Genomic DNA, 10,892 nt, shown 5'->3' on the forward strand with positions numbered 1-10,892 from the left:
GCGCGCGACTCGGTCAGCGCCCGGGTGCCGAGCGCGGCCACGACGAGGGCGGCGGCGCCCAGGACGCCGTAGGCCACCCGCCAGGAAGGCAGCGCCCCGGCGAGCAGCGGACCCACGGCGATGCCACCGCTGACGAAGGCGCCCCACACCCCGGTGGCGTGCAGCCGGCCGCGCGGGCCGGGGAAGGCGTGCACGATCAGGCCGAGGGAGCTGGCCAGCAGGGCCGCGCTGGCCGCGCCCTGGGCGACGCGGGCCAGGGTGAACTGCCAGGTCGACGTGGTGAAGGCGCCGAGGGCGGTGGTGAGGCCGAGGGCGAGGGTGCCGGCGAGGAAGACCCGGCGGCGGCCGTAGTCGTCGGCGAGGCTGCCGGCCACCAGCAGGAGGGCGGCGAGGCCGAGGGGGGCGCCGTTGAGCAGCCAGGCCTGGGCGGACAGCGGGGTGTGCAGGGCGGCCGCGGTGTCCGGCAGCGTGACCATCGGGGCCGTGTACGTCATGAGGGCCACGGCGGTGGCGGCGCTGGTCAGGGCCAGGGTGGCGCGGGGGCGGGCGGGGGCGTCCCGGGCGGCGGTCCGGTGCCGGGCGGCGGGGGTGGTGGCGGAGTCGAGCCGGGTCATGGCCTGTCCTGTCCTGAGGTCATGGAGCGCGATCGCCAGGTTCGGTCACTGAACCGACGGCAGCACGGCCACCCTAGCACCGTCGGTTCGTTTACTGAACCTGCATGCGGCCGGTGGTTACAGTGGAGGACATGGCACTGGGCAAGGACTACGTGACGCAGGAGTGCTCGATCGCCCGCGCGCTGGAGGTCGTCGGCGAGCGGTGGACGCTGCTCGTCGTCCGCGACGCGATCTACGGCGTCCGGCGCTACAACGACTTCCTCGTCCACCTCGGCATCCCGCGCGCCGTCCTCTCGGCCCGGCTCCGCACGCTCACCGAGGAGGGAATCCTCGAAAAGCGCCGGTACCAGGAGAGCCCGCCCCGGGACGAGTACGTCGTCACCGAGCGCGGTGCCGCCCTGTGGCCCGTGCTGCGCGCCCTCGGCCAGTGGGGGCGCGAGCACGTCGATGCCCACCGGCTGCGGTCCTTCCGGCACGCGGACTGCGGCGGGGACGTCGAGCCGTACGGAAAGTGCACGGCGTGCGGAACTCTCGTGCCGGTCGCGGACGTTGTCATGGTGCCGGGGCCGGAACTCGACTCCGCGCCGGCGGATCCGGTCAGCAGGGCGCTGCTGCGGCCCAAGCGGCTGCTGGAGCCCCTGGAAACGGAGCCGCTGCAACCGGCACACTGACGAGTGGCGTTGGAGAAGACGAGTGCTGCGGAGGGGGGAGCGCCGATGACCGGTCGTGTCGCCGCCGCGCGTCCCCTCGCCCTCCTGCTGCTCCTCGCGCAACTGCTGCTGCTCCAGGCCGCGCTGCTCGGCACCGGCGGCCTCAGCACCGCCGTCGCCCTCGCCGCGACCGCCACCGCGGCCGCCGCGCTCGCCGCCTGCGCCCTGCTGGCCGCGCGCAGCGTGCCCGCCGTCCCGCCCACGCGCGTGCGCACGGCGATACGCGACCGGGCCCGCCGCACGGCGTTCCTGCCCCAGCGCGATCCCGACGCGCCCGGCCGGCGGCGGCCCAGAGCCCCCGGACACGCCGCTCCGGCGACCGCCGCGTAGGGCACGTCCTCACCCACGTCAGCGCGTGACCCCGCGCGGGTCGTCCTGCCGATCACCCCTCAGGACCGGCTGCTTCCGGTCCTCCTCATGACCAGGTGCCTGCGGTCCCCCATGGCCGCCTGCTCCCGGTCGCTCCCGGCACGACGAGACCCCCGGAGGGCTCACCCATGTCCGTTTTCGCGCGTCTGGTCGAGCACCTGGCCGACCTGCTGGCCCCGCTCTTCCACGCCTCCGCGGCAGCCGCCGCGATCGTCCTGTTCACCGCGCTCGTACGGCTCCTCGTCCACCCGCTGTCCCGGGCCGCCGCCCGCGGACGGCGCGCCCGCGCCGCGCTCCAGCCGAGAATCGCCGCGCTGCGCGAGAAGCACGCCGAGGACCCGCGGCGACTCCAGCGGGCGGTTTTGGACCTGCACGCCGAGGAGAAGGTCTCGCCCCTCTCCGGCTGCCTGCCCAGCCTGCTCCAGCTGCCCGCGTTCTTCCTCCTCTACCACCTCTTCTCCAGCAGCACGATCGGCGGCGAGACCAACGGCCTGCTCGGCCACCGGCTGTTCACGGCCCCGCTCGGCGGGCGCTGGACCGACGCGCTGGCCGACGGCGGGATGTTCGGCCCGGCCGGCCTCGTCTACCTGGGTCTCTACGCCGTCGTCGCGGCCGTCGCCACCGTCAACTACCGGCGCGCCAGGCGGACGATGGCCGAACAGCCGGCGCCGGCCGGGGGAGAGGTGCCCGGGCTCGGCGCGGTCAACAGGGCCGTACCGTTCCTGTCCTTCTTCACGCTCGTCAGCGTCGCGGTCGTCCCGCTCGCCGCCGCCCTGTACATCGTCACCAGCACGGCCTGGAGCGCGGCGGAACAGTCCCTGCTGTCCCGCTGACCGTCCACGGGCGGCCCTGTGCCCCCTGGTTACGGTCCAGTACGTGAACAGGGTCTTGCCGACTGGACGGTGTGATTGGAGGATCAGCCAGTCCTGCGATGGCTGCACCCATCGGCCGGGCGCCGGCGACCGAGGGAGATGGTGACCATGAAGCTGCTGCGAGTCGGTACGGCGGGAGCGGAGCGCCCCGCACTGCTCGACGCCGGCGGGACCCTGCGGGACCTGTCGGGCCTCGTGGACGACATCGACGGCGCGCTCCTCGCCGACGACACCGCGCTCGGCCGGATCCGGGCCGCGGCCGGGGCAGGTGAGCTGCCCGCGCTGGACGCCGCCGGTCTGCGGATCGGGCCCCCGCTCGGGCGCATCGGCAAGATCGTGTGCATCGGGCTCAACTACCACGACCACGCCCGCGAGACGGGCGCCGAGCCGCCCACCGAGCCGGTGGTCTTCATGAAGGCGCCGGACACGGTCGTCGGGCCCAACGACACGGTGCTGGTCCCGCGGGACTCCACGAAGACCGACTGGGAGGTCGAACTCGCGGTCGTCATCGGCCGTACGGCCCGCTACCTGGAGTCGGCCGAGGAGGCGCTCGCTCACGTCGCCGGCTACGCGGTCGCGCACGACGTCTCCGAGCGGGAGTTCCAGATCGAGCGGGGCGGGACCTGGGACAAGGGCAAGAACTGCGAGACGTTCAACCCGCTCGGGCCGTGGCTGGTGACGGCCGACGAGGTCCCGGACCCGCAGCGGCTGTCGCTGAGGCTGTGGGTGAACGGGGAGTTGAAGCAGGACGGTACGACGGCCGAGCAGATCTTCCCCGTGGGCGAGGTCGTGCGGTACCTCAGCCGGTTCATGACCCTGTACCCCGGCGACGTCATCAACACCGGGACGCCGGCGGGGGTGGCCATGGGGCGGCCCGAGCCCAAGCCGTATCTGCGGGGCGGGGACGTGGTGGAACTGGAGATCGAGGGGCTCGGACGGCAGCGGCAGGAACTGAAGAACGCGTAGGCGCTCCGCTGGGGGCGCGGGAGTGCCGGGCGCCGGCAGCGCCGGGAGCGCCGGGAGGGTGGGGGCGCCGGGAGGCTGGGGCGTCCGAACCGCCGGGAGGGCCGAGGGCGCCGAGGGGGCAGGGGGTCAGTCGCCGGCCGCGGTTGGTTCGGCCGGTCGCCCTCGCGCGGCAGGGCCGCCTGGCCCGGTGCCGGATACGGCCCCGCGCTCCCGACCTCGGCCGTTCCGCGCCGTGGCGGTGGGTCGGCTCGCGTCGGCAGGGGTGGGCCGGGCCGCGTCGGCAGTGGTCGGCTGGTTCACGCCGCAGCGGTCGGCCTGTCCACGCCTCAGTGGCGGGCCGTTCCGCACCGGATCGCTCGGTCGGCCCACGTCGGCGGGTGTCGGCCGGGCCGCGCCGGATCGTTCGCCCGGCTCACGCTCCCGGCCTCGGCCGCCCGCGCCGGATCGCTCGGTCGGCCCGTGTCCGCAGGGGGCGGCCGGACCGGGCGGTCGGCTCACGTCAGCAGGGACGCCAGAGTGCGCCATTCCTTCGTCGGGAGGGAGTCGCCCGCGTCCGCGCGGACCACCTGGAGGGCCACGTGGTCCGCGCCCGCCTCGTGGAAGGCGGTGACGCGCTCGCGGATGCGGGTCTCGTCGCCCCAGGCGAAGACCGCGTCGACGAGACGGTCGCTGCCGCCGTCCGCGATGTCGGCCTCGGTGAAGCCCAGGCGGAGGAAGTTGCCGGTGTAGTTGGGGAGTTCCAGGTAGCGGGCCAGGTAGGCGCGGGCCGTCTCCCGGGCACGGGCCGGGTCGGACTCCAGGACCACCTTGAACTCCGGTGCCAGCAGCGGCCCGTCGCCCAGGATCTCCCGGGCCTGCGCGGTGTGCTCGGGCGTCACCAGGTAGGGGATCGCGCCGGCCGCGCGGTCCCGGGACAGCCCCAGCATCTTCGGGCCCAGCGCGGCGAGCACACGACGGTCGGCGGGTACGCCCGCCGCGTCCAGTTCGTCGAGGTAGCCGACCATGGCCGCGTACGGGCGGCGGTAGTCCTTCACCAGCGGGCCGTGGCTCACGCCGAGGCCCAGCGCGAAGCGGCCGGGATGCGCCGCCTCCACCTCGCTGAAGCCGGCCGCCGTCGTGGCCGCGTCCTGCTGCCAGACGCTCTGGATGCTGGTGCCGACGACGACGCTCCGGGTCGCGCCGATGAGCGGCGCCGCATGCTCGACGGTGCTGCTGCCGCCCAGCCAGATGGCGCCGTACCCGAGGTCCTCCAGCTCGGCCGCGGCTTCGTCCAGTTCCCCGCGCCGGGCCGGGTCCTCCGAGCGCAGCTCGACGCTCCAGACGCCGTAGCGGCCGATGGTCTCCTTCAGTGAAGCGGTCATCGGATGTGAGCCCTCCGGTGGTGGTCCTGCCGTGATCTCACGGCCTCTCCTCCTGCCAACCGGAGGGCCTCCCGGCCGGATTCCCCCGTTCGCTCAGTCGGCCGAACCTCCCAAGAACTTCTCCAGCGCCTCCACGACGAACCGGTGGTCCTGGAGCTGGGGCAGTCCGGAGACGGTCACCGCGCCGATCACGCCGACGCCCTCCACGGTGATCGGGAAGGAGCCGCCGTGGGCCGCGTACACGTCCGGGTCGAGGCGGGAGGACTCCTCGAACGTCGTGCCCTTGGCGCGGAAGCGGGCGCCGACCAGGTAGGAGGCGGAGCCGTAGCGCTCCACCACCCGGCGCTTGCGGGCGATCCAGGCGTCGTTGTCCGGGGTGGAGCCCGGCAGCGCGGCGTGGAAGAGCTGCTGGCCGGCGCGGTGGATGTCGACGGCGACCGGCGCCTGGCGCTCCCGGGCCAGCTCGACCAGGAGGGAGCCGAGCGCCCAGGCGTCGTCGTGGGTGAACTGCCGGAAGACCAGGCGCCGTTCCTGGGCCTCCAGCTCCTCCAGGCTCGGCGTGAGCTCGGGCGCCGTCCGGGGGGTGGTCTGCGGGTGCTGCATCAGAGGGTCACCGTCACCTTGTCGCGGGCGGACCTGCGGGCCGCTTCCAGTACGTCGAGCGCGGCGGCCGCCTCCAGGGCGGTCACCGGGTTGGGGCCGGTGCCGCGCAGGGCGGCGGCGACGGCCGCGTAGTAGGCGGGGTAGTCGCCGGGGAGGGTCGGCACGGGGGTGCCGCCGCCGGTCAGCGGGGAGTCGCCGGAGCCGATCCGGCCCCACAGGGACTCGTCCTCGGCGCCCCAGTCGGGGGTGCTGCCGGGGCGGCTGCCCTCGCGCAGGGCCGCTTCCTGGGGGTCCAGGCCGTACTTGACGTAGCCCGCGCGGGAGCCCAGCACCCGGAAGCGGGGGCCGAGCTGGGCGGTCGTCGCCGAGACGTAGAGGTGGGAGCGGACACCGCTCGCGTGGGTGAGCGCGATGAAGGTGTCGTCGTCGGCCTCGGCGCCGGGGCGGCGGACGTCCGACTCGGCGTAGACCTCGGTGACCGGGCCGAAGAGGACCAGGGCCTGGTCGACGACGTGGCTGCCGAGGTCGTAGAGCAGACCTCCGATCTCTGCGGGGTCGCCGGACTCGCGCCAGCCGCCCTTCAGCTGGGGGCGCCAGCGTTCGAAGCGGGACTCGAAGCGCCAGGCGTCGCCGAGTTCGCCGTCGGCGAGGAGCCGCCGGAGGGTCAGGAAGTCGTTGTCCCAGCGGCGGTTCTGGAAGACGGAGAGGAGCAGGCCGCGTTCCTCGGCGAGGGCGGCCAGCTCGCGGGCCTCGGCCGCGGTGCCGGCGACCGGCTTGTCCACGACCACCGGCAGGCCCGCCTTCAGGGCGGCCGTGGCCAGCGGGACATGGGTCTTGTTCGGGGAGGCGACGACGATCAGGTCCAGGTCGTCCGCGCGGTCGAGGAGCTCCTCGGCGGTGGCGGCGATCCGCACGTCCGGGAACTCGGCGCGGGCCTGCTGCTGCCGCTCCGGGTGGGAGGTGACCACGGTGTCCAGGGCGAGGCCCTCGGTGGCGGCGATCAGCGGGGCGTGGAAGACCGAGCCGGCGAGGCCGTAGCCGATCAGTCCGACGCGGAGGGGGGTAGCAGTCATGCCTCCACTTTGGCAACAGTGTTGCGGAAGTGCAAGCGGTGAGGAGAATGGGGGTGTGAAGCGGGTGAGGACGGCGACGACGGCGGGACCGGAGAACGGCGAGGTGGCGGGCGCGAACCTGGGGGCGCTGCGCAGCCACAACACCGCGCTGGTGCTGGGGCTGCTGCGGGACGCCGGGACAGAGGGCATCAGCCGGCTGGAGCTGGCCGAGCGCACCGGGCTGACCCCGCAGGCCGTCAGCAAGATCACCGCGCGCCTGCGGGCGCAGGGTCTCGCGGCGGAGGCCGGGCGCCGGGCGTCGACCGGAGGCAAGCCGAGGACCGTCCTGCGGCTGGTACCGGAGGCGGGCCACGCGGTCGGCGTCCACCTGGACCGCGACGAACTCCGGGTGGTGCTGGTCGATCTGGACGGGGCCGTGGTGGGGGAGCGGCGGGGGGAGCTGGACCTGGGCGCGGGGGCCGAGGCGGTGCTGGGAGCGGTGTGCGCGGCGGTGCGGGGGGTCGTCGGGGGGCTGCGGGCGGGTGCCGGTGCGGAGGCTGACGCGGGTGCCGGCAGCGGCGGTACGGGTGCCGGTGCCGGTGGGCTCGCCGCGGTGGGCTCCCTGGTGGGCGTGGGGGTCGCGCTGCCGGGTCCGTTGGACCATGTGCGGGGCGTGCTGCACCGGGTCACCGGGTTTCCCGAGTGGGACGGATTTCCCCTGCGGGACGCGCTCGCGGAGCGGCTCGGGGTGCCGGTGGTGGTGGACAAGGACACCAACGCGGCGGCGCTCGGGCTGGCGGTCGGCGGCGACGAGGGAGCGGCGGGCGCGGCGGGCCGGTCCTTCGCCTATCTGCACCTCGGCACCGGGCTCGGAGCCGGGCTGGTGATCGGCGGGAGCGTGCACCGCGGGGCGCGGACCGGGGCCGGGGAGTTCGGGCACCAGGTGATCCGGCTGGACGGGCCGCTGTGCGAGTGCGGGAACCGCGGCTGTGTGGAGGTGCTGTGCCTCCGGGCCGTGGCGCGGGGCGAGGTGGCCGAGGCGGCGCGGGTGCTGGGGGTGGCGGCCGGGAACCTGGCCGGGTTGCTGGACATCGACGTGGTGCTGCTGGGCGGCCGGACGGTCGCCGGGGACCCCGAGGCCTATGTGAACGGCGTCGGAGAGGTACTGCGGGCCCGGGCCCGGCGGGAGGGCACGGGCCCGGGCCCGGTGCCGGTACGGGTCGCCCCGCGCGGGGAGCGGATCGTGGCCGAGGGAGCCGCCCAGTTGCTGCTGGCACCGCTGTTCGGGCGCGGGGACGCCTGACGCGGCCTGCTCGGCCCTGTGCCGGGCGTTCGCCCAGCGGGGCCCCGTACGTCTGCGTATCCGCCCGGTCTCGATGCAGTCGAAGCCGGCCGGGATGAGGCCGCTCCGCCGACCGGGCGGACTTGGCGAGGGCCGGCGGAGCGGCGCGGCCGGCAGGCCGTTCCCCCCGGCATGATCATGTGTTCATGCGACTGTGCACGCCCCTGTCCCTCTGCCTCACCGCAGCAGCCGCCGTCGTCGTCCCCGCCCTCCCCGTCGCCGCCGTCCCCGCGCCGGCGCACGCCGCGTCCGCCGGGACGGCCTCCTCGTGCGTCGCCGCCGACGCGCGGTCCTTCCCGCTGGCCACCCGGATCCGGGGCGGCCCCACGTCCTACGAGGCCGGCGGCGGATACGGCACCTGGTACATCGACCTCACCAACAGCACCCGCCGGACCTGCGCCGGCATCCACCCGGTCGTGGTCCTCGTCGACGACAAGCGCGCCCTGCGGCCGGGGCAGCCCCAGCTGGACTTCTACGACGGTCCCCGCGCCCGGCCGGTCACCTTCGAGAGCACCGACGAGCAGGAGCTGGTCGGGGTGCTGGACGGTGCCGGGTTCGGCGGGTTCACCGTGCCGCCCGGCCGGACCGTGAGTGTCCGGGTCCGGCTCGCGCTCACCTCCGACACCGGATCCGGCCAGGTCACCGCCAGTGCGGCCGTCGTGCAGCGGCGCGGCCAGGACGGCGACTGGGTCGGGCAGTCCAACACCTACCGCTTCGGGATCGGTGAGGAGGCGGAGGACGTACCGGAGGGCTCCCTGGAGGACGCCCAGGAGGCCGCGCAGGAGAACTCCGCGGAGTCGGACGGGACGCGGGCGATCGCGGACGCGCGGACGGCCGAGGGCCTGCCGACCGCACCGTCCGGCGGCGGCACACCACCAGCAGTCTCCAGCGCCGCCTCGGCGTCAGCAGCCCCCTCGTCCGTCTCAGCAGCTCCCTCAGCCGCGTCCGGCACGTCAGACACCTCAGGCACCTCACGCACCGACCCCCCGGACGCCGCCCTGCCCCTCGCCCAGGACCAGGCGGCCGGTGAGCGGGCGCGCGAGCTGGCCCGCACCGGACCGGGACTCGCCCACGGCCTGCTCACGGCCGTGGCCGCGCTGTTCGCCGTGGGCGCGACCGCGCACTTCCTGGCCCGGGGCCGCCGCTGACGGGGGACGCGCGTCGCGCGTCGAGGATCCGGACGTCCGCCACCGGCAGCTGACCAGTGGGAACCAGGTGATCGACGGGGTCAGGACCGGCCGGTCCTGACTAGGCTGGGGGCGTCGGTACGCCGTGGTTCCGGCGCCCCCGTTTCTCGACCGTACGTACGCCAGGAGACGCACAGCATGGCAGACCGCAAGCCCATAGAGTCATGGCTCACCGACATGGACGGCGTCCTGATCCACGAGGGTGTCCCGATCCCGGGGGCCGACGCCTTCCTGAAGAAGCTGCGCGAGTCCGGCCGGCCCTTCCTGGTGCTCACCAACAACTCCATCTACACCGCCCGTGACCTGCACGCGCGGCTGCGCCGGATGGGTCTGGACGTGCCGGTGGAGAACATCTGGACGTCGGCCCTCGCCACCGCCCAGTTCCTGAACGACCAGCGGCCCGCCGGCAGCGCCTACGTCATCGGCGAGGCCGGCCTCACCACCGCGCTGCACGACATCGGCTACATCCTCACCGACCACGATCCCGACTTCGTGATCCTCGGCGAGACCCGCACCTACTCCTTCGAGGCGCTCACGAAGGCCGTCCGGCTGATCAACAACGGCGCCCGGTTCATCGCCACCAACCCCGACAACGTCGGCCCCTCCACGGAGGGCGACCTGCCCGCCACCGGCTCGGTCGCCGCCCTGATCACCGCCGCGACCGGCAAGAAGCCGTACTTCGTCGGCAAGCCCAACCCGCTGATGATGCGGGCCGGGCTGAACGCCATCGGCGCCCACTCCGAGACGTCGGCGATGATCGGCGACCGGATGGACACCGACGTGCTCGCCGGCCTGGAGGCCGGGATGCGCACGTTCCTGGTGCTCAGCGGCGTGACGCAGCCGGCCGACGTGGACCGCTACCCGTTCCGGCCCTCGCAGGTGGTCGACTCGATCGCGGACCTGGTGGACCTGGTCTGACTCCGGCCGAAACCGGGCCTCACCCGTTCGGCGCAATCCGGCGCCTCCCGAGGATGCGGAGGCGCCGTGCGCGGGGGAGCCTCCTGATGACTGGAGGTTCACGATGGGCTCACTACGCCTCACGCTCTGTACAGCAATCCCCGCGGTCGCCGTCGCCGCCGTCGCCGCGGTCGCCCCGCCGGCCCTGGCGGCGGACGGCGGTGCCGTCACCGTGACCCCCGCGAGCCCGGCCCCGGGCGACGACGTCACCCTGCGGGTCAGCGGCTGCGCCGGCGAGCAGGGCAGCGCCGCCTCGTCCGCCTTCGTCGCCGACGCCCGGCTGACCGGCGCCCAGGGCGGCCTCAGCGGTGACACCCGGGTCCGCTCCGCCGTGGAGCCGGGCGCCTACCCGGTGAAGGTCACCTGCGCCGGCACCCAGCTCACCGGCATGATCACGGTTGCCCGGCCGGGCACCGCCGCCGCCCGTCCGGAAGAGCCCATCCGGCTGCCCGCCCAGTCCCCCTCGCCGATCGCCCCGGTCCCCGCGGGCGGCGGCGGAACCGCCCACTTCGCCACGGTGGCCACCAGCGGCTCCGGCCCCGACGCCGTCCAGGCGGCTACGGGTCTGGCGCTCGCCGGGATCGCCGCGGTCGCCGTCGGGCTGCGCGCCCGCCGGAGCCGCGACCCCCGCTGAGCGGCGCCGTGTCCGACGACCACGGGCGCACCACCGGCACCGGGCGGCTGGTCACCGGCCTGGCCTGGGCGCTGCTGCTGTTCGGGCTGTGGCTGTGGGGGCGCGGGGTGAGCGACGTCCCGCGGACCGCGGACGGTCCGGCCAGGGGTGACGTCCTCGACCTCGGCCGTGCCGCCGACCCGGCCCGGCTGCCGCGCGCGGCGAGACCCCTGGCCGACGCGGTGC

Annotated in this window: 12 protein-coding genes and 1 pseudogene; 9 read left to right on the forward strand and 4 right to left on the reverse strand. The window is 75.0% G+C overall.

Annotated elements, in window-relative coordinates; all coding sequences use genetic code 11:
- Positions 1-614: MFS transporter (locus tag ABZV94_RS37015; RefSeq protein WP_356348622.1), on the reverse strand; the 614-nt coding region annotated here is incomplete at its 3' end.
- 122 nt (positions 615-736) lie between these two features.
- On the opposite strand from ABZV94_RS37015, the gene ABZV94_RS37020 reads away from it, so the two are divergent.
- From ABZV94_RS37020 to ABZV94_RS37035, 4 genes are all read left to right on the forward strand, one after another.
- A complete protein-coding gene (locus ABZV94_RS37020; RefSeq protein WP_356348647.1) occupies positions 737-1,285 on the forward strand; it encodes a helix-turn-helix domain-containing protein in 549 nt (182 codons plus the stop codon).
- A 45-nt stretch (positions 1,286-1,330) separates the two neighbouring features.
- Positions 1,331-1,654: a DUF6412 domain-containing protein gene (locus tag ABZV94_RS37025; protein ID WP_356348624.1), complete on the forward strand. Its 324-nt coding sequence runs from the start codon at positions 1,331-1,333 to the stop codon at positions 1,652-1,654.
- A 167-nt stretch (positions 1,655-1,821) separates the two neighbouring features.
- Complete coding sequence (gene yidC, locus ABZV94_RS37030; RefSeq protein ID WP_356348626.1) at positions 1,822-2,526, forward strand: membrane protein insertase YidC; 705 nt, start codon at positions 1,822-1,824, stop codon at positions 2,524-2,526.
- A gap of 147 nt (positions 2,527-2,673) precedes the next feature.
- On the forward strand, positions 2,674-3,531 hold the full coding sequence (locus ABZV94_RS37035; RefSeq protein WP_356348628.1) for a fumarylacetoacetate hydrolase family protein: 858 nt from the start codon (positions 2,674-2,676) through the stop codon (positions 3,529-3,531).
- A 494-nt stretch (positions 3,532-4,025) separates the two neighbouring features.
- Here the strand turns inward: ABZV94_RS37035 and ABZV94_RS37040 are convergent, their stop codons facing one another.
- From ABZV94_RS37040 to ABZV94_RS37050, 3 genes are all read right to left on the reverse strand, one after another.
- Positions 4,026-4,892, reverse strand: coding sequence for an LLM class F420-dependent oxidoreductase (locus tag ABZV94_RS37040; RefSeq protein ID WP_356348631.1), 867 nt, complete (start codon positions 4,890-4,892; stop codon positions 4,026-4,028).
- Between the two features lie 93 nt (positions 4,893-4,985).
- On the reverse strand, positions 4,986-5,495 hold the full coding sequence (locus ABZV94_RS37045) for a heme-degrading domain-containing protein (RefSeq protein WP_356348634.1): 510 nt from the start codon (positions 5,493-5,495) through the stop codon (positions 4,986-4,988).
- Positions 5,495-6,568 carry a Gfo/Idh/MocA family oxidoreductase gene (locus ABZV94_RS37050; RefSeq protein ID WP_356348636.1) on the reverse strand — a complete coding sequence of 358 codons (1,074 nt, stop codon included), beginning with the start codon at positions 6,566-6,568 and terminating at the stop codon, positions 5,495-5,497. The genes ABZV94_RS37045 and ABZV94_RS37050 overlap by 1 nt, the downstream gene beginning before the upstream one ends.
- Before the next feature lie 55 nt (positions 6,569-6,623).
- Between ABZV94_RS37050 and ABZV94_RS37055 the strand changes: the two genes are divergently transcribed.
- The 5 genes and pseudogenes from ABZV94_RS37055 to ABZV94_RS37075 form a co-directional block, all read left to right on the forward strand.
- Positions 6,624-7,850 carry an ROK family transcriptional regulator gene (locus tag ABZV94_RS37055; protein ID WP_356348638.1) on the forward strand — a complete coding sequence of 409 codons (1,227 nt, stop codon included), beginning with the start codon at positions 6,624-6,626 and terminating at the stop codon, positions 7,848-7,850.
- A gap of 179 nt (positions 7,851-8,029) precedes the next feature.
- Positions 8,030-9,037 (forward strand): hypothetical protein, encoded by a 1,008-nt coding sequence (locus ABZV94_RS37060; protein ID WP_356348640.1) that lies wholly within the window; start codon positions 8,030-8,032, stop codon positions 9,035-9,037.
- 177 nt (positions 9,038-9,214) lie between these two features.
- The gene (locus ABZV94_RS37065) at positions 9,215-9,994 is read left to right on the forward strand and encodes an HAD-IIA family hydrolase (RefSeq protein ID WP_356348642.1); all 780 of its coding nucleotides are present in this window, start codon (positions 9,215-9,217) and stop codon (positions 9,992-9,994) included.
- Positions 9,995-10,097: 103 nt separating this feature from the next.
- A complete protein-coding gene (locus ABZV94_RS37070; protein ID WP_356348645.1) occupies positions 10,098-10,667 on the forward strand; it encodes a hypothetical protein in 570 nt (189 codons plus the stop codon).
- Positions 10,668-10,675: 8 nt separating this feature from the next.
- A pseudogene (locus tag ABZV94_RS37075) lies at positions 10,676-10,892 on the forward strand (class F sortase); the annotation flags it as partial.

Origin of the sequence: Streptomyces sp. NPDC004658 (assembly GCF_040609555.1) — a bacterium.
Taxonomy (GTDB): domain Bacteria; phylum Actinomycetota; class Actinomycetes; order Streptomycetales; family Streptomycetaceae; genus Streptomyces.